Raw genomic sequence first — 24,836 nt, 5'->3', positions numbered from 1 at the left:
GAACCCACGCTCACATCCGTTCGTGTGGGTCAAAACCGCGGAGGACATCCTCGCCAAGATCGACCGGAAGAAGACTTCAGCCACGCGCCACTAGGACTGATTGAGTGTTGTTGTACCGCAAAGGTATTCTTGAACGGGTATTCTTCCCAGAATCTTGACCCGACCTCTCTTAGCGGCGGCGGCGAGATGCGTCGGCCTCGATCCTGACATCACGGGGCTCCGGTAGTGCGTGTGCGTCGTGCGCTTGACTGGCGTTGAGAGCTACAGGAGCGGAATCGAGTAGCCGAGTTCCTCGAGTAGCAATCTCTGCAGTACAAGTCCGGGTGTAACCGACTGTCCCTGCGAGTCCTTCTCTGGACAGAAGAATACATCTCCCTGGAAGCACCACGGCGACTCCGGGCTTTCGACATCGGAGAACATTATCCCATGCTCACCTGTGAATGTCATCATCAGATTCGACGGATCGGGAATGTAGGGTATCGTAAATCCGAAACTTGAGTCTTCGTGGAAATCCTCAGCGTCGACACCGATCTCGGCAGCCCAAGAAATCAGGTTCTCCGCTTTCGTCACCTGATGTCCTGTGGTCCTAATCTCAACAGCAAATCCGTTGTGCAGCTCTGTGCAAAATGTTTGATACTCCGCCGCAACCTTACTGCCAATCGAGCCGGACACTGGTTTCTTAGGAAGGTATCCAACGCAGGCCGGCGGCGCGATATCATACTCCGGCTTGAACCGATACAGCACAATCGGCACAATGCTCGACTCAAGCTCGATGCCACCCAGAGCGACCTCGGCCGCTGACCGAATCTTTTCGGCGACTTCCGGAAATGATACGCTCCATATGTCCGCGGCAATAGCCGCGTTGGTGCGCACGTTCTCACCCAGCCTTCCCCACCATTCAGGCATATCGCCCGCCGGACGAACGTCAGTTAGGCGCCCCGGCAGCGCATTGGTAGGCTGGGAGTTGATCAGATCAAAAAGCTCGCTAGACGTCGATACGTCGCCCATCTCAACAATCCTCCAGTCTCCAAGATTTACTTCTGCCCACGCACTAACTTAACGGTTTCGACAAAGAGGCTCTTCGCGAACGTTGGGTCGATGGGGTTCGCGGCCGGCTTAGCATTTGGATCAGACTTTGCCTGTACAGCGACAACGTGCCGACCATCGATCCACCCCTTAAATGTGAAGGTGTCGATCGTCTGCTTCGCGTTGGTTTGCATGACGATTCGTGTCGCATCAACCCGAACGCCATCGATGTTTGGAATCTCATTGGGTGAGGTCGCCAACGCGAACGATCCGTCTGAGTATTCGTACGTCAATTCTTGGCAGGCAGCATCCGGGGCGGCCCTCGTGGGGGTTCCTTCGGGAAGAGTCTGAGCAGTGATCGTGTACTGGACACCCTTGGAGTATCCATTTATTGTTCGGACCCGCGTTCCGACCACTCGTGACGGATTGATAATCCCATCCACATACTTCTGGCAGGAGGCTGGAGTCACCTGGGGCTTCTCGCTAGATAGGAGCGCTCCAACATTCTCTCGCAACGTGATCTCGGCGCGGTTGTTGTCGACCTTTGATCCGGCAGGAAACATCCCTGCGGCTTCGAAGATCCTCGAGGAGTCGAATCCGCTGCCCGAGTCAGAGTGATCGGCTTCTGGCCAAGCCGCAACTATACCCGCGACAACGACTACCAACCCCACGGTAGCCGCGACAAACGCGTACTTCCATCGCCGTGCACTCTGGTCGGGCACCGAAGCTACTTGGTGCGCGCTCGTCTCATCTGACGGTTCTGCCTGTCGATCGTCCGTTCCGCCTTGATCCACCTGTGCGTACCTCCTCCTAGTAGCTGAAAAGCGCCAGTGCAGCGATCGCGACCACCCCTACGACAATAACCGCACCGCATGCCGCAATACACGCACCGACCGCCACGAGCGTCGGGACTGCCGGTAGCTCGATGCCAGTCCGCTCAGGCACCTGTACCGGAGCTGTTGTCGTGGGGGCTCCGCCGGATGTCGTAGGTGGTCTAATCGGCGCCTCGGTCGGCGTCGTCTCCTCAGTGCGGACGGGCGCCTGCGTTGTTGTCGGAAACTCAGTCGGTGTCGTGGGATACGGGGCTTGCGTCGTCGGCGTCACTTCTGTTGGCGTCGCCGTCGGTGCAATCGTCGTTGTCTCAAGGGGCACCGTCGTCGGATTCGATCCCGACCCATCGCCAGCGTCGGAAGGCGAACTTGGATTACTCTCGACGGATCCCGCCTGTCCGTGCTCTGCGATCGCCTCGGTGATCAGCTTATGAAGCTTCGGCGATACCGCGCGTTCTCGTCGGCACATCTCGGCGAGTTCTTCGACTGTGAACTCCCCATCAATTCGAGTGCTCGCGTTCCAGCCAGGCTTCTCTCCATATTCCGAAGCGAGACCATCTTGTTTCGAGCGGTTGGGAGAGTCTCGTACGAACATCAAGTTTGAGGGATTATCAGCGATCGCGACCTGGACATCCGGAGGTAGTCCTTTGAAGCCTTTCATCTGCCACAGTCGCTTCAGTGGAATTATGTGATCAATATCTGCACTCAGGCCGGCATTGGTACGCCTTTTCCCCAATGAAGTGTAGTTTGGCGCATGTTCGGCATCGTATCTGAACTGCTGATACTTTGCCTTGTCGCTTTCGTCATCAAACTTTCCGTCCGGCTTCGGACTAAACCACTCATTGTATTCACACTTCGCTGCTTCGCGCTTTTCCTTTAGGCGCTGTCGGCGCTCGGCTTCACGCTGCTCCCGTGCCGACAGCTCTGAATTCGTGTTGTCCTGCGAGGTATTCGACGGTTGCTGGTTGGGTGGCTGAGCGGGCTGTTGCTGGCCTTGGTCCCCGTTGAAGATGGGTTTGCCGTTTGCGGGCGGGTTGGGGATGTTGGGGGACTGGGCGTTTGGTCCGGTGTTCCCTGAGTTCCCGGTGTTTCCCGTGTTGGGTGAGACTGCCGGATCGGGCGCAACCTGACCTGGATTCACGGGCGCCTGCGGGGCAACCTTGCCTGGAACGGCGCCTTGCTGTCCGGAGCCGCTGCCGGTTCCCGGTCCAGTCCCGGGGCCTGGGGGCCATCCGGGCCCGTTGGGGTCGGCGACTGCCGCGGGCACTGTGTACTGCGGCACCAGGATGTTGCCGGTGATTGCGACCATGAACACGAGCAGTGCCGCAATCCACGGCACGGCCTTCCAGCGCGGCTTCCCCAGGCTCATGACGCTCCTCCGGGCCCGTATCACGCCAGATGATCGGCGGGCCGAGAACCTGTCGTGTAGGCGCGTGCCAGTACATTGGTCGGGTGATCGCCGATGCGTCCGGGCGGGATGACGAGTACGCCGAGCACCTCATTGCCGCTGGCGACGGTCCTCGCCTGCCCGACTGGGTTGCGGAGCACATGGCTCGCGAGCGCGAGTGGTGGCGGCGGTGCGGGGCAACGAAGGCGCCTGAGCACGCAGGTGTAGACAACTGGGCGTTTGCCGACGGTCACCGTCGACAGTCCCTCGTCGTAGAGAACTGCGGCCTGTTCGGCCATCTGCGGGGTTACTTTCGACACATACTCGTGCCGTGGCGTGATGCCAGCTTCGTGCAGGTGCTTGCGAATCGTCTGGATGTGCATGCCGTGGCCGCGGACGAGGTCACGGATCGATGCCCCCTCGCGGTACGCGCGAACCAGGGTGTCGACTTCACCCTTGGATGCCCGGTGAACGGTTCGCGGTCTGGTCGAGGGCTTCGCCCGCTGTTCGGTAGGGGTGCGCCGGTAGTTTAGGAGCCTTGTTAACGAGCGTGGTGGGTTTGAATCTTCCCTCCACAAGCGCACCGATGCGGTCACCGGTCGCGGTAACGCTCCAGGAGCCGTAGCCAGACCTCGCTGATCGTCGGATAGGCCGGCACCGCGTGCCACAGCCGCGCGATCGGGACCTCACCCACCACGGCGGTCGTGGCGGCGTGCAGGAGCTCGGCCACCGCGGGGCCCACGAGCGTCACGCCGATCACCACGCCCCGGCTCTCGTCCACGACCATCTGCGCCCGCCCGGCGTAGCCGTCCGCGTACAGGCTCGCGCCGGCCACCCAGCCCAGGTCGTAGTCGACCACCGCGATGTCCGTGCCGGCCCTCCGCGCCTGCGCCTCGGTCACGCCGATGGCCGCGACCTCCGGGTCGGTGAAGATCACCTGCGGCACCGCGGCGTGGTCGGCCGTCGCGGCGTGCGCGCCCCACGGCCCGTCGTCGACGCGCTCGCCCTTCGCCCGCGCCACGATCACGTCACCCGCGGCCCGCGCCTGGTACTTGCCCTGATGGGTCAGCAGCGCACGGTGATTCACATCGCCCGCCGCGTACAGCCAGTCGAAGCCCGCGACCAGCATCGTGTCGTCCACGGCGAGCCACGACCCGGGCTCCAGCCCGACCGTCTCCAGCCCCAGGTCGACGGTGCGCGGCGACCGCCCGGTGGCCGCCAGCACCTCGTCGGCCACGACGGTCCGCCCGCCGGAGGTCTCGATCGTGACCTCGCCGTCCGCGCGGGTGACCCGGGTCGGCGACTCGCCGGTCACGATCTCCACGCCCAGTGCGCGCAGCCCGTCCGCGACGGCCTCGCCAGCGAAGGGCTCGAGGTTCGTCAGCACGCCGCTGCGCGCGATGACGGTCACCGCCGAACCGAGCGAGGCGTACGCCGTGGCCATCTCGGTCGCGACGACGCCGCCGCCGACCACCGCGAGCCGCGCCGGCGCCGTCTTCGCGCTGGTTGCCTCTCGGCTGGTCCACGGCCGCGCCGCGCGCAGGCCCTCGATGTCGGGCACGGCCGCGTCCGTCCCGGTCGCGACCACGACGGCGTGCCGCGCGGTCAGGGTGGTCTCGGCACCGTCGGGTCCGGCGACGGTGACCCGGCGCGGCCCCGCGAGCCGACCGCGCCCGCGGATCGTGGTGATGCCGGACGCGTGCGCCCAACGGACCTGGCCGGCGTCGTCCCAGTCGTGGGCCACGGCGTCGCGTCGGGCGAAGACCTCGGACGGATCCAGCGCCGCCGGTCCGGCGAGCGCGCCGCGCACGTGTTGCGCCTCGCGCAGGGCCTGGCCGGGGCGGAGCAGTGCCTTCGACGGCATGCAGGCCCAGTAGGAGCACTCGCCGCCGTACAGGTCGCTCTCGATCAGGGCCGCGGTGAGCCCGCCCCGGACGGCGCGGTCGGCCACGTTCTCGCCGACCGGCCCGCCTCCGATCACGATCACGTCGTAGGTCGTCTCGTCCATCGCGCACCTCCTCGGACCACCGTAGTGCGGGAGCCGGAAAAAGGAGATGCGGCGGCGTGCGGCCTCCGGCTACGCTGGGCTGGACCGTGACAGGCCCTGAGGAGGTGAGACCCGTGAACGTTGCAACGATGTCGGTGCTCCCTCCGAACCACGGCTGAACGAGGTGTCATCACCAGGAGCGCCGCGCAGGCACTCCTGAAAGGCACCGCCATGAACGATTCCTCTCTCACCCTGCAGCGCGCCGACGACGGTGACTGGCTCGCCGTCGATGCCGATGGCCAGGTCATCGGCCGCGGCGGGACCTCGCGAAGGCCCGGCTTCATCAGCGTCGACGCCTGGAGCGCACCGGCCTTCGACCTGATCGCTGCGGCGATCCTCGCCGAGCTGCCCCTGCCGCTGCGCACCCTGGTCGCCGCCGGCGACGGCGAGCTCCTGGCCGCCTGGCGCCGCCACGGGTTCACCGAGCGCCGACGGGAAGTGCTGTACCGCATCCCGTTCGACCCCGACGGGCCACCCCCGCCGATCGCGGATCTGCCCGCGGTGCGCGCGGTCCGGCCGCACGCGGGACGGCCGACGGCCTTCCTCGCCGCGGATGTCGACGCCGCCGACCGGGCGACGATCGACGCTCTCGAGGCCGCGGGCGGATCCGCCGTCGAGACCACGGTCGAGCTGGTGCGGGCATGACGAAGACAGCGCGCGGCATCGAGGCCGCAGGCACCGTCGTCGAAGGACTGCGGAACGCGACCTTCCGGGTCGAGCTGGACAACGGGCACGTCGTACTCGCCCACATCAGCGGGAAGATCCGGAAGAACTACATCAAGATCGTGCCGCTCGACCGGGTGCTCGTGGAGATCAGTCCCTACGACCTCACGCGCGGCCGGATCCTGTTCCGATACCGCAGCTGAGCCCGTCGCGCCGCGGATCGGTCAGGAATCGAGAAGCGCCGGGAAGGTGCAGCTCATAGCGTTGCAGGCATGACGACAACAGTTTCCACCCCGGTCCGTTCCCTCACCCTGGAGGTCGCCGATCCGGCCGCCGCCCGGGCCTTCTACGACACCGCGTTCGGCCTCGGTGAGCGACTGCGCGTCGCGCCCGCCGAGGGCGATTCCAGCGGCTTCCGCGGCTGCGTGGTCTCGCTCGTCGTGGCCGAGCCCGCCGTCGTGGACTCCTTCGTCGCACCCGCCCTCGCGGCGGGCGCGACGGAGATCAAGCCCGCGCGGAAGTCCTTCTGGGGCTACGGCGGTGTGTTCCGCGCCCCCGACGGCACGATCTGGAAGGTGGCCTCCTCCTCGAAGAAGAACACGGGCGCCCCGCTGCGCGTCGTCGACGACGTGGTGCTGTTGCTCGGCGTCGACGACGTGGCCGCCACCAAGGCCTTCTACGTCGAGCACGGCCTCACGGTGGCGAAGAGCTTCGGCCGCAAGTACGTCGAGTTCGACGCCGCGCCCGGCGCGGTGAAGCTCGCGCTGTACGGGCGGAGGGCCGCGGCGAAGGACGCGGGCGTGCCCGCGGAGGGCAGCGGCTCCCACCGCCTGCGCGTCGACGGTGGGCTCGGAGCCCTCACCGATCCGGACGGCTTCGTCTGGCAGTGACTCCGCCGAACCCCGTGCTCCGAAGATCACCTCACAGGTGATCTTCGGAGCACAGGTGCCGCGGTGATCGGGGTACTCTGGCCGCTGGCGGTGATTCGGCCGCCCTGCACCGGCAGCGCCACGTCACGGCGCCGCGAATGAAACTCTTTCTGATGAACGGGGCGTCCGCCCCGCAGCGGTGAATCCGCACCGGCCGCGCACGCCGCAGCCCCAGACTCCAGCGATCGCGCTCCTCGGGGAATGGCGCGAGCACGTCGAGCGGACCGAACAACGTGTCCGCGACGGTGACTACGGCTATAGCACGGGGTGTGAGTGCTGCGACGGCTACGTGCTCACGGACGCACGGGATCGCCTCGAGAGCATCATGCGCAACGGCGGTCGCAGAGCTCGGCGACTGCGCGTCGCGGTCGAGGAGCTGGATCGCCGGTTCCTTCTGGTGACCGTGGAGGACCCGTACTCCTGGCGGTCGCAGTCGTGGTGGCACCGCCGGGTACCGCACGGCTGATGGTCGAGGCGGCCCGCCGGGGCCGGCCGGGTGGCTACCATGAGCGGCGCATCGGGCAGGCCGGCGTCGTGGGCGCCGCGGATCGGGACGGGAACGCATGGCAGAGATCGACCTCGGCTCCGCGGGGACCGACCGTGATCGGGCCATCGAGGCGCTTCTCGGCGGCCTGGCGGACGCCATCGATCCCGACCGCCTGAGCGACGAGATCCTCGAGGCGATCTACACCCGCGTCGAGGAGTTCGCGGAGGACGGCGACGAGGACCTGCGGCGCATGACCGGCACCGTCGCCACGCGGACCCTGCACGACGTGTGGCGCGGGCTGCGGCGGAGCCACCGGACCGTGCCGCTCGACCCGCCGCCCGTGGCCGTCGCCTGGCCCGCCGAACTGGTGCACCGCGGGATCGAACTGCACGCGATGCTGCGCGCCTACCGACTCGGCCACGAGATCGTCGAGGCGGCCTGGCAGACCACGATCAGCCGGCTCGAGGCCGACGACGACATCCGATCCGAGGCGCTGCTGCGGGCCTCCCGGTTCTTCTTCGCCTACGTGGACGCCACGTCGGTGCAGCTCACGCGCACCTATCTCGACGAACGCGCCCGCCGCGACCGCGGCGACGCAGTGCTGCGCGCGGAGATGATCCGCGAGCTCCTCGACGGCGGATCGGTGCCGGCGGACCGGGCGTCGGCGGCGCTGCGCTACGACGTCAGCGGCACCCATGTGGGGTTCATCGTGTGGATGGAACCGTCCGAGCCCGACGGCCGGCACGCCGTGACCCTGGAGTCCGTCGCGGCGCGCGTCGGGTCCGTCGTCGGTCGCGGGGGAGAGGTCATGCTCGTGCCCGTGGGCAACTGGGTCGTGTGGGGGTGGGCGCGGGTCATCGCGCACGACCTCGACCGTGTCCGCGCGGAACTCGTCGTTCCCGACGCGGTGCGCGTCACCGTCGGCGATGCATCGCCCGGCATCGACGGTCTGATCCGCACGCACGACGAGGCCACCGCGGCACGCCGCGTCGCGCGGTTCGCGGGGAACCGGAACGAGCGGGTGGTGTTCCACCACGATGTCGCGCTGCTGGAGTTGCTCACCGCGGATCCCGTTGCCGCGCAGCGGTTCGTGCGCGCGGAGCTCGGCCCGCTGACCGCCGACGACGAGCAGGCGGCGCGGCTGCGCAGCACGGTGCAGGTCTACCTGGACGAGAACCTCAGTCCGATCCGGACGGCGCGACGGCTCGGCGTCAACAAGAACACGGTGGTGAACCGGATGGAGAAGGTCGAGGACCTTCTCGGCCACGCGGTGCTCAGCCGCCGGCGCGAGATCGAGGCCGCCCTCCGCCTCGCCGCGGCGGATCCCGTCGCCGACGACTGACCTCCGCGCCCGCTCTTGCCGGGGTGGCTCCCCGCACCAGTCGCGGCTCCTCACAATGGCGCGGCACACCATTGTGAGCCCCGCCACCTGCTCATAGCGTTGTACGCAGGCCGAAGCAGCCCCGCAGCGGCCCCTCGCCCGCACGGCGAGCACGGAGCCCGCGAGTACCGCCGGGAGATCAGCACGGAAGAGGGATGAACCATGTTGACAGTCACCTTCGTCGAACACGACGGCACCGTCCACGACGTCGACCTCGTCGAGGGCGAGTCGCTGATGGAGATCGCGACGAGCAACGGCGTCCCCGGCATCGACGGTGACTGCGGCGGCGAATCCGCCTGCGGCACCTGTCACATCATCGTCGATCAGGAATGGATCGGCATCACCGGCAAGCGCTCCGACGACGAGAGCCAGATGATCGAGATGTCGCCGGAGTGCGTGCCGAACTCGCGTCTCGCCTGCCAGGTACGGGCCCAGGCCGAGCTCGACGGGATCCTGGTGCACCTGCCCGAGTACCAGATGTAGCGCCCGGCATCGCACTCCGACAGTCCAGCAGCACGAAGACTTCCCACCATCGCGACAGGCGGTCGAACTTCCATGAACACCACGGACAGCGTTCTCGAGCGGGCCAAGGCCCGGGTTCTCAACAAGGTGCAGTCGACGGTCCCCGTCGACCGGCAGGTACAGGCGGCGCACCTGCTGGACCGAGCCAAGCGCGCTACCGGCATCAGCAAGCAGTTGACCTTCACGGAGCAGCCGATCCCGGACCCGGCGGACGTGGCGATCACCGACATCGACGTCAGCAACCCGTTCATGAACCGCCAGGGCATGTGGTACCCGTACTTCGCCCGCCTCCGCGACGAGGCACCGGTGCACTACCGGGCAGAGAGCCCCTTCGGGCCGTTCTGGTCGATCACCCGCTACGACGACATCCGCGCCGTCGACACCGATCCCGAGACCTTCTCGGCGGAGCCGTACATCGTGCTCGGCCAGCCGCCGCTCGACGTCCAGATGTTCATCGCGATGGACCCACCGAAGCACGACGTGCAGCGCAAGGCGGTGCAGGGCGTCGTGGCGCCCAAGAACCTCAAGGAGATGGAATCGCTCATCCGCGAGCGGGTTCAGGAGGTCCTCGACGGCCTGCCGGTCGGCGAGCCCTTCGACTGGGTCGACCGCGTATCGATGGAGATCACCGGCCGCATGCTGGCCACGTTGCTCGACTTCCCGTACGACCAGCGGCGCAAGCTGACCTACTGGTCGGACACGATCAGCGGCTCGTCCGAGGGCACCGGCGGGACCACTGATCTCGACGACTTCTACACCGCCACCGGCGATATGGCCCGCGCCTTCATGGCCCTCTGGTACGACAAGGCCGCTCGCCGCGAGGCCGGCGAGGCGCCCGGTTTCGACCTGATCACGCTGATGCAGACCTCGGAAGACACGAAGGACCTCATCGAGCGCCCGCTGGAATTCCTCGGCAACCTGACGCTGCTCATCGTGGGAGGCAACGATACGACGCGCAACTCGATGTCGGGAGGCGTGCTGGCGCTCAACCGCTTCCCGGACGAGTTCCGCAAACTCAAGGCCGATCCGTCGCTCATCACGAACATGGTCTCGGAGATCATCCGCTGGCAGACGCCGCTCGCGTACATGCGCCGGGTCGCCACCCGGGACGTGCACTTCCGCGGGCAGTTCATCCGCAAGGGCGACCAGGTCGTCATGTGGTACGCGTCGGGAAACCGCGACGAGCGCCAGTTCGAGAACGCCGACGACTTCGTCATCGACCGCAAGAACGCCCGCAACCACATCGCGTTCGGCTTCGGCGTGCACCGCTGCATGGGCAACCGCCTCGCGGAGATGCAGCTGCGCATCCTGTGGGAGGAGCTGCTCGCGCGCTTCGAGGACATCACGGTCATCGGCGAGCCCGACTACGTGCAGTCGAACTTCGTGAAGGGGTACGAGAAGATGATGGTCACCCTCACTCCCCGTCGCACGGACGACGCGGAGGAGGCGTCCCGATGAACGACGAACGGTTCCCGAAGCCCGAGCGGGTCGTCATCGTCGGCGCCGGGCACGCGAGCGCCCAGCTGTGCGCGAGCCTGCGCCAGGACGGATGGGAGGGGCGGATCCTGCTGATCGGCGACGAGCCCTCCCTGCCGTACCAGCGCCCGCCGCTGTCGAAGACCTACCTCCACGGCACCACGACGCTCGACGACCTGCTCATCCGCAAACCCGACTTCTACGCCAAGGAGGGCGTCGACTTCCGGCAGGGGCGGGTCGTGGGCATCGACCGCGAGGCGGGCACCGTCGACCTCGCGGACGGCGAGAGCGTGCGCTACGACGAACTCGTGCTGTGCCTCGGCGCCCGGCCGCGCCGGTTGGACCTGCCCGGGGCCGACCTCGACGGGATTCACTACCTGCGCGACGCCGCCGACATCGGGGGCATCCGCGAGGACACGGCGACGGCGCGGCACGCCGTCATCATCGGCGCCGGCTACATCGGGCTGGAGACCGCCGCGTCGCTGCGCAAACTGGGCATCGAGGTGACGGTGATCGAGGTCGCGGACCGGGTGCTGCAACGCGTCACCGCACCCGAGGTCTCGGCGTTCTACGACCGGGTGCACCGCGAGGAGGGGGTCGACATCCGCGTGGGCGCCGGCGTCACTGGCCTCGAGGGGCGCGACGGGCGGGTCACGGGCGTTCGCCTGTCCGACGGTGAGCTCGTCCCCGCCGAGCTGGTCATCGTCGGCGTCGGCGTGGTCCCCAACGTCGAACTCGCGGAGGCGGCCGGGCTACCGGTCGACAACGGCGTCGTCATCGATGCATACGGACGCACGAGCGACCCGCACGTCTTCGCCGCCGGGGACTGCGCGAGCTACCACGACACCCGCTACGGCCGCCGGCTGCGGCTGGAGTCGGTGCCGAACGCGATGGAGCAGGCCAAGAGCGTCGCCGCCGCGATCTGCGGCGGGCAGAAGGAGATCGCCGCGCTGCCGTGGTTCTGGTCCGATCAGTACGATCTGAAGCTGCAGATAGCGGGCCTGAACGCGGGGTACGACGAGATCGTGCTGCGCGGCGACCCGGCCGACGGGCGCGGGTTCGCGTGCTTCTACTTCGCGCAGGGCCGTCTCATCGCGGCGGACTGCGTCAACCGGGCGCAGGAGTTCATGTTCAGCAAGCGCGCGATCGCGCAGGGCCTCGTCCCGGACCGTGGGCTGCTGGCGGACCTGGAGACCCCGCTGAAGTCCCTCCTGGAGGCCCAGCCCGCCGGCTGAATCGCTGCTGGCAGGATCGAGCCGTGAACCGCTCCACCGAACTGGCGCTCGGCGTCCTCGCCGACGAGGTCCTCGGCGACCCGAGCCGCTACCACCCGGTGGCCGGGTTCGGCTCCGCGGCACTGGCTCTCGAGGCCAGGATGTACGCACCGTCGAAGCTCCGGGGCGCCGCCTTCACCGCGATCCTCGTGGGCGGCGCCGCGGCGCTGGGCTTCGCGGCGCGGAAGATCCCCGGCGCCACCGCGATCGGCACGTGGGCCGTCGTCGGGGGAGCGGGACTGCGGACGGTCGGCTCGACGCTCGGCGCCGACCTCGAGCGCGGCGATCTCGCCGCCGCGCGAGCCCTGCTGCCGAGCCTCTGCGGCCGCGACCCGTCGGTCCTCGACGCTGCGGGTCTGGCCCGTGCGGCAGTCGAATCCGTCGCCGAGAACACCTCCGACGCCGCGGTCGCACCGCTGTTCTGGGGCACCGTCGCCGGCCTCCCGGGGCTGCTCGCGTACCGCGCGGCGAACACTCTCGACGCCATGGTCGGCTACCGCAACGACCGGTACGCCGACTTCGGCTGGGCGTCCGCCCGGCTCGACGACGTCCTCAACTACGTGCCCGCCCGGCTGGCGGGTGCGGTCACCGTCGCCCTGGCCCCGACGGTGGGCGGGGCACCGTCGGACGCCCTGCGCGCATGGCGGAACGACGCACGCGAGCACCCGAGCCCCAACGCGGGCGTCGCGGAGGCGACAGCGGCCGGCGCGCTGGGGCTGCAGCTCGGCGGCCGCACGCAGTACGCGCACGGCGTGGAACTGCGGCCCGCCCTCGGCGACGGCCGGGCACCGGAGCCGCGCGACCTGCGCCGGGCGGCGACCCTGTCGCGGAACGTCGAGTTCGGCGCGCTATTGGCTACTGTCCTTTGCGTCCGTACCGGTCGGCGAGCCTGGCGGCGCGGGCGGCTTCGGGCGTGATCTCGGGCGCCGCCGGGGTGACCTCGGCACCGTCGACCGGGGCCGAGGGGTCCGCCGTCCCCGCCTCGAAGACCGCCTTGTCCTCCCGGCGGCGCTTGACCTCGGCCCACACGAAGTAGCCGATCGCGAGCGGCGCCATGATCCCGAAGGCCAGCCACTGCAGGCCGTACGACAGGTACGGCCCGGCGTCGAGCATGGGCAGCGGCACGGGGTCGAGGCCGCCGGGCTGGTCGTCGCTGAGATTGAGGTAGCCGGGGGCGAAGGCGATGCCCTGCACCGGGCCGATCGCGGCGGGGTCGATCGCGAACACCTGCAGGTAGCCGCCCTCGGTGCGCGGGCCGCGCGCCGGATCGGTCTGCTCCGGGGCGCGCACGCGGGCCTGGATCGTCACGACGCCCGACGGTGGCGGCGCGAACCCGGGCACCACGCCGCCGGTGGGCGTCGCGACGAACCCGCGGTCCACGAGGTAGGTCGCGCCGTCGTTCGCGGCGAACGGGACCAGCACCTCGTACGCGGGCTTGCCGTCCTGATTGCGGAGCCGGGCGAGGGACTGCTGGTCCGCGCGGTACTGCCCCGTGAGCATCACCTTGCGCCATTCCGCGTCCCTCGGGACCGCCGTGCGGCCGCCGAGCAGCTGCGCGGCGGGGACCGGAGCGGCGTTCACCGAGTCGGCGATCTGCTGGTTGCGGTGGCTGGTGGAGGTGTTCTTCCCCAGCTGCCACGGCGCGAGCACCGACCAGCACAGGGCGGTGAAGGCCAGCGCGGCGACGGCGAGGGCGATCCACCGCGGCTGGAAGACCACCTTGACCCAGTTAGGCAAGGCGCTCTCGCGTCCACTCGATCATGCCCGGCATCGAGGCCTCGACCTGCGCCAGCGTGGTGCGGAAGTCGTCGTGATCGCCGTAGAACGGGTCCGGCACGCTCTCGTGCGAGGCGTCGGGGTCGAAGCTGCGCAGGAGCCGGAGCCGCTCGTCGGGAACGCCGAGACCGCGCAGCGGAGCGACGTGCGAGCGGTGCAGCGCGACCACCAGGTCGGCGCCGAGATGGTCGTCGGTGATCTCCGCGGCGCTGTGCGCGGTGGGGTAGCCCGCCCCGGCGAGCACGTCCCGGGCGCGGGAGTCCGCCGGGCTGCCCTCGTGCCACCCCTGGGTGCCGGCGCTCGTGACCCGGACCGCGGCGGCGAGCCCGGCGTCGGCCACCGCCTGCTCGTAGACGATCCTGGCGATCGGCGACCGGCAGATGTTGCCGGTGCACACGAACGTGACATGCAGCGGAGTACTCACCCCACCATCTTGCCCGACCGCGGTGAGCCGCGAATCCGCCGTGGTCCGCCACGACCCGCCTACGCTGACAGGCATGGTGCTGGCTGAGGTCATCGAGATGCTCGATCAGGCGTATCCGCCGCGACTCGCGGAGGGGTGGGACAGTGTCGGACTGGTGTGCGGGGACCCGGCCGCCGAGGTCGAGCGGGTGCTCGTCTGCGTGGACGTCACGGCCGACGTGGTCGAGGCCGCGCTCGCCCGCGGCGCGCAGCTGATCATCGCGCACCACCCCCTGTTGCTGCGCGGGGTGGACACCGTGGCCGCGAGCACCCCGAAGGGGGCGCTGATCCACCGGCTGATCCGCGGCGGTTGCGCCCTGTTCACCGCACACACCAACGCGGACCGCGCGCGGGGCGGCGTCAACGACGCTCTCGCTGCCGCGCTCGGCCTCACGGTCACCGGCCCCGTCGAATTCCTGGACACGCCCCTGCCGCTGGACCGGTGGGGCGTCATGGTCCCGCCCGCGCAGGCGGACGAGGTCCTCGCCGCGATGTTCGACGCCGGGGCGGGTGAGGTCGGGGAGTACTCCGAATGCGCGTGGCGGGTCGACGGTGCCGGCCAGTTCCGGCCCGGCGCGTCGGCGGATCCGGCCGTCGGGACGACGGGCGAGCTGACGCGGGTCACCGAGACGCGGGCCGAACTCGTGGCCGCGCGCAGTCGCCGCGCCGCGGTCCTGGCTGCGCTGCGCGCCGCGCACCCCTACGAGGAGCCGGCGCACGACGTGATCGAGCTCGTGGGCGGCGATCGGGAGTGGGGCCTGGGCCGCGTGGGCACCCTGCCCGAGCCGATGTCGCTGACCGCGTTCACCGAGCACGTGGCGACCGCGCTCGGTGCGCCCGCCCGGGCCGCAGGCGATCCCGACGCGCTGATCCGCACCGTCGCGGTGTGCGGCGGCGCGGGCGACTCGCTGCTGGGCACCGTCGCGCGGCTCGGGGTGGACGCCTACGTGACGGGCGACCTGCGGCACCACCCCGCCGACGAGCACCTGCGTGCGGGCGGACCCGCGCTGATCGACGCCGGGCACTGGGGCACCGAGTTCCCCTGGTGCGGAGCGGTCGCCGAGCTGCTCTGGCCCTTCCTCGACGTCGCCGTGCACGAGCCCCCCACGGATCCGTTCACGGTGCGCGCCGCGCCGGCGGCGGATGCGTAGAGTGGCGCAGATGAACGCTGATCCGGCCGCTCAGAAATCCCTGCTGGACCTCGCCGGGGTCGACGCGGAGATCTCCCGGCTCGCCCACCGCACCACGCACCTGCCCGAGGACGCCGAGATCGCGGAACTCGAGAAGCGCGCGACCACCGAGCGCGACGAGTCCGTGCGCGTGTCGATCCTCGTCGAGGACCTCGACCGGGACATCGCCAAGGTGGAGAAGGAGGTCGAGCAGACCCGCCTGCGCGAGCGCAAGGACCGAGAGCTCCTGGCCGCCGGCGCCGTCCCGGCGAAGCAGCTCACGGAGATCGAGCACGAGCTGCGCGGCCTCGAGCGTCGCCAGTCGGTTCTCGAGGACGAGGAGCTCGAGCTCATGGAGAAGCGCGAGGCGGTCGAGCTCGACCAGCAGCGCGCCGAGGCCACCGTCAACGCCACGAATGACGAGATCGCCGCCGTCGCCCGCCGCCGCGAGGAGGCGATGAAGGACATCGCGGTCGCGCAGGCCCGCACCGCCGCGTCCCGCGCCGAGCTCGTGGCGACGCTCCCCGAGGACCTCGCCGCCGAGTACGAACGGTGCCGGGCCGCCTCGGGTGCCGGCGCGGGGCTGCTGCAGGCCCGACGGTGCGGCGCCTGCCGTCTCGAGCTGGACCGGGGCTTCCTCGACGCCGTGGCGCGCAAGCCGGCGGACGAGGTGGTGCACTGCGACGAGTGCGGCGCCATCCTGGTGCGCACCTTCGAATCCGGCCTGCCGCAGGGCAAGCCGGAAGAGTGACCGGCGCACAGCAGCGCGGCGGCTGGACGGTCTCGGCGCACGATCCCACCCGCCTGATCCTCCTGCGGCACGGCCAGACCCCGGCGTCCGTCGGCCGGCTCTACTCGGGCCGCGGCAATCCGTCGCTCACCGACCTCGGCCACGAGCAGGCGAACGCCGCCGCGGACCTGTTGCGGGGCACGCACATCGACGCGATCCTGTCGTCGCCGCTGGACCGCGCCCGGCAGACGGCCGATGCCGTGAACGCGGGGCGCGGCCTGACCGTCGAGATCGAGGACGGGCTGATCGAGACGGACTTCGGTGCGTGGGAGGGGCTCTCGTTCGGCGAGGCCCGCGAGCGCGACCCGGAACTGCACGGCCGCTGGTTGGGGGACACCTCCGTCGCGCCGCCCGGCGGCGAGAGCTTCGACGAGGTCCACGCGCGCGTCACGGCTCTGCTGGCGCGGGTCACCGTCGAGCATCCCGGCCGCACCGTGCTTCTGGTCTCGCACGTGACCCCGATCAAGACGATCCTGCGGATCGCGCTCGACGTCGGGCCGCAGCTGCTGTACCGGCTGCACCTCGACCTCGCGTCGATCTCGATCGCCGACCTCTATCCGGACGGCGGGGCATCGGTGCGGCAGGTGAACCGCACCGCCGGGCTCTGAGGGCCCGCGCGGCGGGGTATCCTGGTCGGCGCGGACGAGCTGACCGGGCGGCCGCGGCATCGGGAACGGCTGGGCGACCAGTACGCCCGGGTCGAGGAAAGTCCGGACTCCACAGGGCAGGGTGGTTGCTAACGGCAACCCGGGGTGACCCGCGGGACAGTGCCACAGAGAACAGACCGCCCGGGCTCCGGCCCGGGTAAGGGTGAAACGGTGCGGTAAGAGCGCACCAGCGCGGCGGGTGACCGTCGCGGCTCGGTAAACCCCACCCGGAGCAAGGTCGAAGGCGCCACCGCACGGTGGCGCTGCGCACGTGCACGAGGGCTGCTCGCCCGAGCGTGCGGGTGGACCGCTCGAGGCACCCGGCAACGGTGTGTCCAGATGGATGGTCGCCACCCCGGCGCAGCGATGCGGCGGGGGACAGGATCCGGCTTACACGTCAGCTCGTCCGCCCACAATCGCCGCATTCGCGTGGGGGCTCGCGCGTCGGACCGGCGCTAACCTGGTCCGATGGACATCTCCGTGCTCTCCTGCGGCCTCCGTGGGCACGTCACGTACGCACCCGACGAGGCGGATCTGCGGGACCGCGTCCGCACCGACACCCCCGAGGGCGAGGCCTGGCGCTGCCTGCGCTGCGACGACTTCGTCGTCGGCGATCCGCACGGCTCCGGGCCGGCGGGGCAGGCACCGTCGGTCCCGCGCGGCCGGGCACTGCGGGACGAGCTGATCATGCGCTTCCTCGCGGTCGAGCGGGTGCTCCGCGGCCTCGTCTTCGTCGCCGCCGGCGTGGTGGTCTGGCAGTTCCGCGACTCGCGGGTGCACCTGCGGGAGGTGTTCCGGGAGAAGCTGCCGGTGCTCAGTCAACTGGGCTTCAACGTGGGCGATTCGAAGATCGTGCACACGGTGGACAAGGCGCTGGGGCTCTCCGGCACGGCCCTCATGTGGATCGCCGTCGCCCTCGTGGCCTATGCGGCGATCGAGCTCATCGAGGCCGTCGGCCTGTGGCTCGGCCACCGCTGGGGCGAGTACTTCGCGGTCATCGCGACCTCGGCCTTCCTGCCGCTGGAGATCTACGAGATCAGCGAGAAGGTCACCGTGCTGCGGGCCGGCGCGTTGCTGATCAACGTCGCCGCGGTCGTGTGGCTGGTGTGGAGCAAGCGGCTGTTCGGGGTCAACGGCGGCGCCGCCGCGTATCGCGCCGAACGGGAAACGGAGAGCATCCTGACGGTGCGGCGCGCGGGCGAGTAGGTTGCAACCGTGACCGAACCGACCGCCCGCGAGGCCGTGATCGCGCTGCTCGAGACCCTGCCCGGATCGACCGTCGAGACCATCGCACCCGGAGCGCTCGCCCCCGACGGGGTCACCCCGATCCCCGAGATCGCCTGGGGCGACACCTTCGTCTACTCCACGCCGAACGGCGAACCCGGCGTCATGCCCTATCTGACGATCATCACCAAGGACTACCCCGACGACGAGCTCTCGCGCCTGGACCGCCCCGGCGCCTTCCGGCTCAACGCGAACGTCGGACGCGAAGCCTTCGCCGAGGTGATCGGCTACCCGCCCGCCGAGCACGCCGCGCGGGCGGGGGAGTGGGACTACGCCGCCGACGGTGCCGTGATCCCGCATCCGCTGTACGCCAAGCTCGGCTGGGTGTCGGTCGTGAACCCCGCTACCGGCCCGGAGGTCGCCGCGCTGATCGAGCGGGCGCACGCGCACGCGACAAATCGGTAGAAACCTGTCAGTGGGGCGAACTACCGTTGCCCCATGACACACGGTGAGAGCGGTGACTGGGCGATCGAGGCGATCGGCCTGGTGAAACGATTCGGTGACTTCACGGCGGTGGACGGGGTGAGTTTCCAGGTGCCCCGGGGATCCGTCCTCGGCGTGCTCGGGCCCAACGGCGCCGGGAAGACCACCACCGTGCGGATGATGACCACGCTGTCGCCGCCCACGGAGGGCACCGCGCGCATCGCGGGGTTCGACGTGATCGAGAACCCGATCGAGGTGCGCCGCCACATGGGGCTCACGGGGCAGGCCGCCACCGTGGACGAGATCCTCACCGGGCGGGAGAACCTGGCGATGATCGGCGGGCTGTACGGCATCCGCCGCGGGGTGCTGCGGCGGCGCAGCGCGGAACTACTCGACCAGTTCTCCCTGACCGCCGCCGCCGATAAGCAGGTCAAGGCGTACTCGGGCGGCATGCGCCGCCGCCTCGACCTGGCCGTCAGCCTGCTCACCGCGCCGCCCGTCCTGTTCCTCGACGAGCCCACCACCGGCCTCGATCCGCGGGCCCGCTCCGAGCTGTGGGACGTGCTCCGCACGCTGGTCGCGAACGGCACCACGCTGCTGCTCACCACGCAGTACCTGGAGGAGGCCGACCAGCTCGCGGACGAGATCATCGTGATCGACAAGGGCCGGATCATCGCGCAGGGCACCCCGCTGCAGCTCAAGGAGCGTGCGGGCGCCGCCAGCCTGGTGCTCACGGTGTCCGGTGCGGCCGATCTCCCGCAGGCCCGGTCCATCCTGGCGCAGCTGGGCGGCGAGGTCTTCGTCGACGAGGGGGCGCGGCGGGTCAGCAGCCCCGCGGGCGGCCTGGACGACGTGAACCGGGTCGCCGCGCTGCTCGCGGAGAGCGGGATCGGCGTGGACGACCTGGGCCTCTCGCGTCCCAGCCTCGACGACGTCTTCCTCTCGCTCACCGGTCGCCGCACCGAGACAGGCACCACGAGCGCCGAGGAGGCATCCGCATGACCGCCACCACCGAGCCCGGCGTCGGCGGCGTCGAGACGCATCAGACCAGCCTGTGGCACCAGTCCTGGATCATGGTTCGCCGCAGTATGATCCACACCAAGCGCATGCCCGAGATGCTCTCGGACGTCACGATCCAGCCGATCATGTTCACCGTCCTGTTCGCGTTCGTCTTCGGCTCCGCCATCCCCACCCAGGGCGTGTCCTACCGCGAGTACCTGCTGCCCGGCATCCTGGGGCAGACGATGGTGTTCACCTGCTTCGTGGTGGCGGGCGGCCTCACGACGGACCCGGAGAAGGGCGTCATCGACCGCTTCCGGTCGCTGCCGATCAGTCGCTCGTCGGTCCTCATCGGGCGCAGCATCGCGAGCCTGCTGCACTCGTCGATCGGCATCGTCGTCATGTGCCTGACGGGCCTGGCCATCGGTTGGCGCATCCGCACGAACCCGGTGGACGCCGTGCTCGGCTTCCTCGTGCTCCTGATGTTCGGCTTCGCCATGATCTGGTTCGGCATCCTCGTCGGCTGCATGATGCAGTCGATCGAGGCGGTCAACGGATTCATGTTCGCCACCATGTTCCCCATCACCTTCCTGTCCAACGCCTTCGTGCCCACGGAGGGCATGGCGCCGTGGCTGCGGGCCATCGCCGAGTGGAACCCCGTGTCCTCGCTGGTCCAATCCATGCGCGTGCTGTGGGGCAACGACATGCCGCTGCGGCCCGGCGCCCCCTCGTCCCTGGAGCACCCGGTGCTCGCCACCGTGGTCTGGTCGATCGCGCTCACCGCGGTGTTCGCGCCGCTGGCCGTGCGCGCGTTCAACAAGCGGACGGTGGACTGATCGCGTCCTAGGCGACAGGAGCAGGACTGAACGCGCCCCGGTACCGTGCGGCGGGGTGCGAGTCGGGGAGGCGGTCGTGGCCGAACAGCTTCCGGCGCAGCGTTCCCGGGGTGTACTCGCGCTGCGCCAGGCCGCGTTCCTGCAGCACGGGCACCACCTGCTCGGCGAAGTCGACATAGCTTCCGGGTAGTTCGGCGTTGACCAGGTTGATCCCGTCCACCCCGGCCGCCCGCCACTGTTCGAGCCGGTCAGCGATCTGCTCGGGCGTGCCCACGATCCTGCCGTTCGTCGCCGTGTAGTGAGCCACGTCCCGCAGGGTCGCGGGTCGGTCCGTCACGACGTCCTTGATCCAGCCCACCACCGACTGCACCCCCTCGGTCTCGATGTCACCCACGGGCGTGTCGAGGTCGTCGCGGCCGAGGTCGATACCGATCGAGCCGGACATGTGCGCGAGCTGGGCGTCGTAGTCGATCCACTCGTCGAGCTCGGCGGCCGCCCGAGCCGCTTCCTCCTCGGTGGAGGCGGGCACGACGTACAGCCCCTGGAAGAACTTCAGGTCGTCTGCCGATCGTCCGTGGCGCACTGCCCGGGCGCGGATGTCGGCGGTGTCGCGGCGTGCGGCCTCGGGGTTCGCCGTCACGATGAACACCGCCTCGGCGTTGCGGGCCGCGAACTCTCGCCCGGCCTCGGAGGACCCGGCCTGGAACAGCAGCGGGCTGCGCTGCGGCGACGGACTCACGAGGTGGGGACCCTCGACCGAGTACCGCTCTCCGCGATGATCGATCCGGTGCACCTTGTCGTAGTCGGCGTGGATGCCCCGCTCCGCGTCCTGCACCAGGGCGTCGTCCTCCCACGAGCCCTCCCACAGTTTGTAGGTCACGTCGACGTACTCGTCCGCCCACCGGTACCGCTCGTCGTGCTCGGTCAGGCCTGGGAGCCCGAAGTTCCGGGAGGCGTTCGGCAGGTAGTTCGTCACGATGTTCCATGCGATCCGGCCCTTGCTGGCGTGATCGAGGGTCGAGATCCGTCGTGCGAAGTTGAAGGGATGCTCCTGCAGGATGGATGCGGTGAACGCGATCCCGAGGTGTTCGGTCGCGTACGCGATCGCCGACGCGAGGACCGACGGGTCGTTGCTCGGCACCTGCAGGCCCGCCTCGAAGTACCGCCGCTCGTCCCCGCGGTACGGGGCGTACAGCCCGACGACGTCGGCGAAGAAGATCGCGTCGAACTTCGCCGCCTCCAGTGTCCTCGCCAGGTCCACCCAGTGATCGAGGTCGTTGAAGTCGCGCTGGCGGGCGGTCGGGCGGCGCCACGTGCCCTGCACGATGTGTCCGGTGGTGTTCATCACGAAGGCGCTGAAACGGAGGGGGCGAGGAGCGGTCATCCCTCGATTCAACGAGCATGGGCCCGCCTTCTCAACAGTTGCGACGGCCCTGAGCCGAAGGCCTGTGCAAGACTCTGCACGTGATCGGAGAACCCCTGCCCCCGCGCATCACCGAGCCCGGCCGCCGCGCCGAGCTGCTCGACAGCGGCGCCATCTACACCGCCCAGCGCTCCGTCCGGGGTGACGCCGTCAGCCCCGACCGCCGGCTCAAGTTCGACGGGGTGGCCCGGTACCTGCAGGACACCGGCCAGGACCACCTGCGCCACGTCGACTACGAGGACATCCACCCGTACTGGGTGGTGCGGCGCACCGTCATCGAGATCCTCGAGGGCGGCGAGCAGCCCGACATCCTCACCGTCGAGCGCTGGGGCTCGAAGATGGGCTCGCGCTGGTGCAACGTGCGGATCGGTATCGACGGGCAGAAGGGCACCCGGATCGAGACCGAGGCCTTCTGGATCAACTTCAACATCGACACGCTCACCCCGTCGGCTCTCAGCGACACCTTCCTCAGCACCTTCGGCGCCGCCGCCGAGCCCGGCGTGTTGCGTTGGAAGCAGTGGCTGGACCCGAAGCCGCACCCCGATGCCGTCGAGGTGCCCTTCCTGTTGCGCGCCGCCGACCTCGACATCATCCAGCACGTGAACAACGCCGTGTACTGGACGGCGCTGGAGGAGGCGCTGGCCACCCAGCCGGACCTGCGCGAGCGGTTGCCGCTGCGCGGCATCGTCGAGCACAACTCGGCGCTGCAGCTCGAGGACGAGCCCCGGCTGCTGGCCCACCGCGACGGTGACGTGCTGTACGTGTGGTTCATGGCCGGGGACCGCACCGCCGCGGCGATGAGCGTCGAGGCGCTGCCGGTCGAGGCGGCGGAGTAGGCGCGTGCCCGGTATCCCGATGCGCGGCCCCGTCCTGTCGAGCGCCGTCGACTTCGGCGCGGTCCGCACCGAGTTCGAGTTGGTCGAGGAGTTCCCCGCCGAGGCGCAGGCCCAGGCCGACGCTGCGGCGGACCGGCTCGCCGCGGGGCGCGCGGACCGTCGGGACATCGAGTTCGTGACCATCGATCCGCCCGGTTCCAGGGACCTCGACCAGGCCGTCCACATCGCGGCGGACGGCGACGGCTACCTGGTGCACTACGCGATCGCCGATGTCGGCGCCCTGGTCGAGCCCGGCGGCCCGCTCGAGGCGGAGACCCGCCGACGGGGCCAGACGATGTACCTGCCGGACGGCTCGGTCCCGCTGCACCCGCGCTCCCTGTCGGAGGGCGCGGGATCGCTGCTGCCCGACCAGGACCGGGCCGCCGCGCTCTGGGAGATCCGGCTCGACGCCGCGGGTGAGGTGCGCTCCGGGACCGTGCAGCGCGCCGTGGTCCGCTCGCGCGCCCGGCTCGACTACGCCGGGGTCCAGGCGGATTTCGACGCCGGCCGGGTGCACCCGAGCGTCGCGCTGCTGCCCGCGGTCGGCGAGCTGCGCGCCCGCTGGGGCCGCGCGCACGGCGCCATCGACCTGCGGCTCCCCGCCCAGGAGGCCGTGCAGGGCCCCGACGGCTGGACCGTGCGGATCGAGCCGCGCACCGACTTCGACGCCCACAACGCCCAGATCTCGCTGCTCACCGGCGTGTGCGCGGCCGCGATCATGCTCAAGGCCGGGGTCGGGCTGCTGCGCACCCTGCCCGCCGCGCCCGCCACCGCGGTCGAGGAACTGCGGCGCACCGCCGCGGCCCTCGGGCAGGACTGGCCGGCGGATGTTCTCGTCGGCGACTTCCTGGCGGGCCTGGACGTGAGCACCCCGCAGGGACTCGCCGTCATGACGGATGCGGCGCGACTGCTCCGCCGCTCCGGCTACGCCGCGTTCGGCACCGACGCCGCGCCGCAGCCGGCCGAGGACGCCGCGCACGCGGGGGTGGGTGCGCCGTACGCGCACGTCACCGCCCCGCTGCGCCGGCTCGCCGACCGGTACGCCACCGAGGTGTGCCTCGCCACGTGCGCCGGCGAGCCCGTTCCCGACTGGTCCCGCGGCGCGCTCGACGAGGTCGCCGAGATCATGCAGCGCACCAACTCGCTGGCGAGCAAGGTGGATCGGGCGTGCATCGACCTCACCGAGGCGGTCATCCTCGCCGACCGGGTGGGGGAGGACTTCCCCGCGATCACGATGCGCGAGGACCAGGTGCTGCTCGACGATCCGGCCGTCATCGCCGCCTGCACCGGCAGGCCGCCGGAGGGCGCCCGGGTCACGGTTCGCCTGGAGACGGCCGACGTTGCCGCCCGAAAGGTGTCCTTCGCGTACGAGAAGCGCTAGCGTGGGGCGATGAGCCGTCGTCTCGTCCTCATACCCGCTCTGGCAGCCCTGGTCGCGCCGCTGGCGCCGGCCCTCCTCGCCGCCCCGGCCTCGGCCGCGCCGACGTGCGCGGACTACACCTTCATCGGCGCCGCCGGCTCGGGCGAGGGACGCGAGGCCGGTGGCCTGGGCCCGACGGTGAACTCCGCGGCGCAGGCCTTCGCGGCTCGGGCCCGGGCCGCGGGCACGACGGTGGCGATCCGCCCGATCCACTACCCCGCAGCGCCCGTGCCCACCGGTCTCGACAAACTCGGCGGGTTCCTGGCCAGCATGAACACGGGCGCGGCGAACACGCAGGGCGATGCGGACATCGTCATCAAGGCCTGCCCGTCGACGAAGATCGTGCTGGTCGGCTACTCCCAGGGCGCCGCCGCGGTGCACCGCGCCCTGCAGCGCCTCGGCGACAAGAAGCAGATCGTTGCCGTCGGCCTCATCGCCGACCCGGACCGCATCCCGAACGACACCACGCGCTACCTGGGCACCGCCCCGCGGACGCAGGGCATGGCGCAGGCCTCGGCGATGATCAGCGGCGCGAACCCCGCACCGCTTCCGGCGCGCATCGGCGGCCGCACGATCACCGTCTGCAACACGGGCGATCCGGTGTGCCAGTGGACCGGCAACCTCGGCGACACGGTCGTGGACTCGCACAGCTCGTACTCCGGCGCCGACATCGGCGGCAGGGTGGCCGCCATCGCCGGCCTGTAGCCGCG

26 protein-coding genes, 1 other RNA gene and 1 pseudogene are annotated in these 24,836 nt (G+C 70.0%); 20 read left to right on the top strand and 8 right to left on the bottom strand.

The window, feature by feature from the left end; genetic code table 11:
- Window positions 1-261: 261 nt before the first annotated feature.
- The 5 genes from ABZX10_RS10200 to ABZX10_RS10180 all read right to left on the bottom strand — a co-directional run bounded on the left by ABZX10_RS10200 (window position 262) and on the right by ABZX10_RS10180 (window position 5,251).
- A complete protein-coding gene (locus tag ABZX10_RS10200) occupies window positions 262-1,008 on the bottom strand; it encodes a hypothetical protein (RefSeq protein ID WP_355538205.1) in 747 nt (248 codons plus the stop codon).
- Window positions 1,009-1,034: 26 nt separating this feature from the next.
- Window positions 1,035-1,748 (bottom strand): DUF5642 family protein, encoded by a 714-nt coding sequence (locus ABZX10_RS10195; RefSeq protein ID WP_355538202.1) that lies wholly within the window; start codon window positions 1,746-1,748, stop codon window positions 1,035-1,037.
- 88 nt (window positions 1,749-1,836) lie between these two features.
- Window positions 1,837-3,225, bottom strand: a complete 1,389-nt coding sequence (locus ABZX10_RS10190; RefSeq protein ID WP_355538199.1) for a hypothetical protein — start codon at window positions 3,223-3,225, stop codon at window positions 1,837-1,839.
- Window positions 3,226-3,245: 20 nt separating this feature from the next.
- Entirely contained in the window at window positions 3,246-3,626 is a 381-nt protein-coding gene (locus ABZX10_RS10185; protein ID WP_355538196.1) for a hypothetical protein, read from the bottom strand.
- Between the two features lie 209 nt (window positions 3,627-3,835).
- Complete coding sequence (locus ABZX10_RS10180) at window positions 3,836-5,251, bottom strand: NAD(P)/FAD-dependent oxidoreductase (protein WP_355538193.1); 1,416 nt, start codon at window positions 5,249-5,251, stop codon at window positions 3,836-3,838.
- A gap of 210 nt (window positions 5,252-5,461) precedes the next feature.
- Here ABZX10_RS10180 and ABZX10_RS10175 point away from each other — a divergent pair, with 210 nt between their 5' ends.
- The 9 genes from ABZX10_RS10175 to ABZX10_RS10135 all read left to right on the top strand — a co-directional run bounded on the left by ABZX10_RS10175 (window position 5,462) and on the right by ABZX10_RS10135 (window position 12,939).
- Window positions 5,462-5,935, top strand: coding sequence for a hypothetical protein (locus tag ABZX10_RS10175; RefSeq protein ID WP_355538190.1), 474 nt, complete (start codon window positions 5,462-5,464; stop codon window positions 5,933-5,935).
- Window positions 5,932-6,156: a translation initiation factor IF-1 gene (gene infA / locus ABZX10_RS10170; RefSeq protein WP_355538187.1), complete on the top strand. Its 225-nt coding sequence runs from the start codon at window positions 5,932-5,934 to the stop codon at window positions 6,154-6,156. Before ABZX10_RS10175 ends, infA begins: the two co-directional genes overlap by 4 nt.
- Before the next feature lie 69 nt (window positions 6,157-6,225).
- Window positions 6,226-6,843: a glyoxalase gene (locus tag ABZX10_RS10165; protein ID WP_355538184.1), complete on the top strand. Its 618-nt coding sequence runs from the start codon at window positions 6,226-6,228 to the stop codon at window positions 6,841-6,843.
- A gap of 178 nt (window positions 6,844-7,021) precedes the next feature.
- Window positions 7,022-7,348, top strand: coding sequence for a hypothetical protein (locus tag ABZX10_RS10160; protein ID WP_355538181.1), 327 nt, complete (start codon window positions 7,022-7,024; stop codon window positions 7,346-7,348).
- 97 nt (window positions 7,349-7,445) lie between these two features.
- Window positions 7,446-8,711 (top strand): helix-turn-helix domain-containing protein, encoded by a 1,266-nt coding sequence (locus ABZX10_RS10155; protein WP_355538178.1) that lies wholly within the window; start codon window positions 7,446-7,448, stop codon window positions 8,709-8,711.
- Window positions 8,712-8,912: 201 nt separating this feature from the next.
- A complete protein-coding gene (locus ABZX10_RS10150; protein WP_355538175.1) occupies window positions 8,913-9,233 on the top strand; it encodes a 2Fe-2S iron-sulfur cluster-binding protein in 321 nt (106 codons plus the stop codon).
- Window positions 9,234-9,305: 72 nt separating this feature from the next.
- Window positions 9,306-10,730, top strand: coding sequence for a cytochrome P450 (locus ABZX10_RS10145; RefSeq protein ID WP_355538172.1), 1,425 nt, complete (start codon window positions 9,306-9,308; stop codon window positions 10,728-10,730).
- Entirely contained in the window at window positions 10,727-11,983 is a 1,257-nt protein-coding gene (locus ABZX10_RS10140) for an FAD-dependent oxidoreductase (RefSeq protein ID WP_355538169.1), read from the top strand. Before ABZX10_RS10145 ends, ABZX10_RS10140 begins: the two co-directional genes overlap by 4 nt.
- Window positions 11,984-12,006: 23 nt before the next feature.
- Window positions 12,007-12,939: a cobalamin biosynthesis protein gene (locus tag ABZX10_RS10135; RefSeq protein ID WP_355538166.1), complete on the top strand. Its 933-nt coding sequence runs from the start codon at window positions 12,007-12,009 to the stop codon at window positions 12,937-12,939.
- Here the strand turns inward: ABZX10_RS10135 and ABZX10_RS10130 are convergent.
- Complete coding sequence (locus ABZX10_RS10130; protein ID WP_355538163.1) at window positions 12,878-13,759, bottom strand: SURF1 family cytochrome oxidase biogenesis protein; 882 nt, start codon at window positions 13,757-13,759, stop codon at window positions 12,878-12,880. The two genes, ABZX10_RS10135 and ABZX10_RS10130, sit on opposite strands and share 62 nt — an antisense overlap.
- Window positions 13,752-14,222 (bottom strand): low molecular weight protein-tyrosine-phosphatase, encoded by a 471-nt coding sequence (locus tag ABZX10_RS10125; protein ID WP_355538160.1) that lies wholly within the window; start codon window positions 14,220-14,222, stop codon window positions 13,752-13,754. Before ABZX10_RS10125 ends, ABZX10_RS10130 begins: the two co-directional genes overlap by 8 nt.
- 73 nt (window positions 14,223-14,295) lie before the next feature.
- Between ABZX10_RS10125 and ABZX10_RS10120 the strand changes: the two genes are divergently transcribed.
- From ABZX10_RS10120 to ABZX10_RS10085, 8 genes and pseudogenes are all read left to right on the top strand, one after another.
- Window positions 14,296-15,411, top strand: coding sequence for a Nif3-like dinuclear metal center hexameric protein (locus ABZX10_RS10120; RefSeq protein WP_355538157.1), 1,116 nt, complete (start codon window positions 14,296-14,298; stop codon window positions 15,409-15,411).
- Between the two features lie 10 nt (window positions 15,412-15,421).
- Window positions 15,422-16,180 (top strand): C4-type zinc ribbon domain-containing protein, encoded by a 759-nt coding sequence (locus ABZX10_RS10115; RefSeq protein WP_355538154.1) that lies wholly within the window; start codon window positions 15,422-15,424, stop codon window positions 16,178-16,180.
- Window positions 16,181-16,200: 20 nt separating this feature from the next.
- Window positions 16,201-16,827, top strand: a pseudogene (locus tag ABZX10_RS10110) (histidine phosphatase family protein); the annotation flags it as partial.
- Between the two features lie 35 nt (window positions 16,828-16,862).
- Window positions 16,863-17,275: RNase P RNA component class A (gene rnpB, locus ABZX10_RS10105), an RNA gene on the top strand.
- A 59-nt stretch (window positions 17,276-17,334) separates the two neighbouring features.
- Entirely contained in the window at window positions 17,335-18,072 is a 738-nt protein-coding gene (locus ABZX10_RS10100) for a DUF2127 domain-containing protein (protein WP_355538151.1), read from the top strand.
- A gap of 9 nt (window positions 18,073-18,081) precedes the next feature.
- Window positions 18,082-18,555 carry a DUF6194 family protein gene (locus ABZX10_RS10095; RefSeq protein ID WP_355538148.1) on the top strand — a complete coding sequence of 158 codons (474 nt, stop codon included), beginning with the start codon at window positions 18,082-18,084 and terminating at the stop codon, window positions 18,553-18,555.
- A 33-nt stretch (window positions 18,556-18,588) separates the two neighbouring features.
- Window positions 18,589-19,575, top strand: coding sequence for an ATP-binding cassette domain-containing protein (locus ABZX10_RS10090; protein WP_355538145.1), 987 nt, complete (start codon window positions 18,589-18,591; stop codon window positions 19,573-19,575).
- Window positions 19,572-20,408 carry an ABC transporter permease gene (locus ABZX10_RS10085; protein WP_355538142.1) on the top strand — a complete coding sequence of 279 codons (837 nt, stop codon included), beginning with the start codon at window positions 19,572-19,574 and terminating at the stop codon, window positions 20,406-20,408. Before ABZX10_RS10090 ends, ABZX10_RS10085 begins: the two co-directional genes overlap by 4 nt.
- A gap of 7 nt (window positions 20,409-20,415) precedes the next feature.
- Here the strand turns inward: ABZX10_RS10085 and ABZX10_RS10080 are convergent, their stop codons facing one another.
- Window positions 20,416-21,792, bottom strand: a complete 1,377-nt coding sequence (locus tag ABZX10_RS10080; protein WP_355538139.1) for an LLM class flavin-dependent oxidoreductase — start codon at window positions 21,790-21,792, stop codon at window positions 20,416-20,418.
- Between the two features lie 80 nt (window positions 21,793-21,872).
- On the opposite strand from ABZX10_RS10080, the gene ABZX10_RS10075 reads away from it, so the two are divergent.
- The 3 genes from ABZX10_RS10075 to ABZX10_RS10065 are packed head-to-tail and all read left to right on the top strand — an operon-like array spanning window position 21,873 to window position 24,831.
- Window positions 21,873-22,667, top strand: a complete 795-nt coding sequence (locus ABZX10_RS10075; RefSeq protein ID WP_355538136.1) for an acyl-ACP thioesterase domain-containing protein — start codon at window positions 21,873-21,875, stop codon at window positions 22,665-22,667.
- Window positions 22,668-22,686: 19 nt separating this feature from the next.
- Window positions 22,687-24,087 carry an RNB domain-containing ribonuclease gene (locus ABZX10_RS10070; protein WP_355538244.1) on the top strand — a complete coding sequence of 467 codons (1,401 nt, stop codon included), beginning with the start codon at window positions 22,687-22,689 and terminating at the stop codon, window positions 24,085-24,087.
- Window positions 24,088-24,096: 9 nt separating this feature from the next.
- A complete protein-coding gene (locus ABZX10_RS10065; protein ID WP_355538133.1) occupies window positions 24,097-24,831 on the top strand; it encodes a cutinase family protein in 735 nt (244 codons plus the stop codon).
- Window positions 24,832-24,836: the final 5 nt, after the last annotated feature.

The sequence above is a fragment of the Tsukamurella sp. NPDC003166 genome (assembly GCF_040611135.1).
Taxonomy (GTDB): Bacteria; Actinomycetota; Actinomycetes; order Mycobacteriales; family Mycobacteriaceae; genus Tsukamurella.
Note: the sequence above shows the minus strand (reverse complement) of the source record. Positions and strands in the feature narration are given on the sequence as shown.

Excerpts from the sequence above, each read along its gene's own strand:
- ABZX10_RS10080 (WP_355538139.1), bottom strand. The coding sequence starts at position 21,792 with ATGACCGCTCCTCGCCCCCTCCGTTTCAGCGCCTTCGTGATGAACACC.
- ABZX10_RS10155 (WP_355538178.1), top strand. The coding sequence starts at position 7,446 with ATGGCAGAGATCGACCTCGGCTCCGCGGGGACCGACCGTGATCGGGCC.
- ABZX10_RS10140 (WP_355538169.1), top strand. The coding sequence starts at position 10,727 with ATGAACGACGAACGGTTCCCGAAGCCCGAGCGGGTCGTCATCGTCGGC.
- ABZX10_RS10175 (WP_355538190.1), top strand. The coding sequence starts at position 5,462 with ATGAACGATTCCTCTCTCACCCTGCAGCGCGCCGACGACGGTGACTGG.
- ABZX10_RS10115 (WP_355538154.1), top strand. The coding sequence starts at position 15,422 with ATGAACGCTGATCCGGCCGCTCAGAAATCCCTGCTGGACCTCGCCGGG.
- ABZX10_RS10120 (WP_355538157.1), top strand. The coding sequence starts at position 14,296 with ATGGTGCTGGCTGAGGTCATCGAGATGCTCGATCAGGCGTATCCGCCG.
- ABZX10_RS10070 (WP_355538244.1), top strand. The coding sequence starts at position 22,687 with ATGCGCGGCCCCGTCCTGTCGAGCGCCGTCGACTTCGGCGCGGTCCGC.
- ABZX10_RS10165 (WP_355538184.1), top strand. The coding sequence starts at position 6,226 with ATGACGACAACAGTTTCCACCCCGGTCCGTTCCCTCACCCTGGAGGTC.
- ABZX10_RS10065 (WP_355538133.1), top strand. The coding sequence starts at position 24,097 with ATGAGCCGTCGTCTCGTCCTCATACCCGCTCTGGCAGCCCTGGTCGCG.
- ABZX10_RS10145 (WP_355538172.1), top strand. The coding sequence starts at position 9,306 with ATGAACACCACGGACAGCGTTCTCGAGCGGGCCAAGGCCCGGGTTCTC.
- ABZX10_RS10085 (WP_355538142.1), top strand. The coding sequence starts at position 19,572 with ATGACCGCCACCACCGAGCCCGGCGTCGGCGGCGTCGAGACGCATCAG.
- ABZX10_RS10100 (WP_355538151.1), top strand. The coding sequence starts at position 17,335 with ATGGACATCTCCGTGCTCTCCTGCGGCCTCCGTGGGCACGTCACGTAC.
- ABZX10_RS10185 (WP_355538196.1), bottom strand. The coding sequence starts at position 3,626 with ATGCACATCCAGACGATTCGCAAGCACCTGCACGAAGCTGGCATCACG.
- ABZX10_RS10200 (WP_355538205.1), bottom strand. The coding sequence starts at position 1,008 with ATGGGCGACGTATCGACGTCTAGCGAGCTTTTTGATCTGATCAACTCC.
- ABZX10_RS10090 (WP_355538145.1), top strand. The coding sequence starts at position 18,589 with ATGACACACGGTGAGAGCGGTGACTGGGCGATCGAGGCGATCGGCCTG.
- ABZX10_RS10190 (WP_355538199.1), bottom strand. The coding sequence starts at position 3,225 with ATGAGCCTGGGGAAGCCGCGCTGGAAGGCCGTGCCGTGGATTGCGGCA.
- infA (WP_355538187.1), top strand. The coding sequence starts at position 5,932 with ATGACGAAGACAGCGCGCGGCATCGAGGCCGCAGGCACCGTCGTCGAA.
- ABZX10_RS10180 (WP_355538193.1), bottom strand. The coding sequence starts at position 5,251 with ATGGACGAGACGACCTACGACGTGATCGTGATCGGAGGCGGGCCGGTC.
- ABZX10_RS10150 (WP_355538175.1), top strand. The coding sequence starts at position 8,913 with ATGTTGACAGTCACCTTCGTCGAACACGACGGCACCGTCCACGACGTC.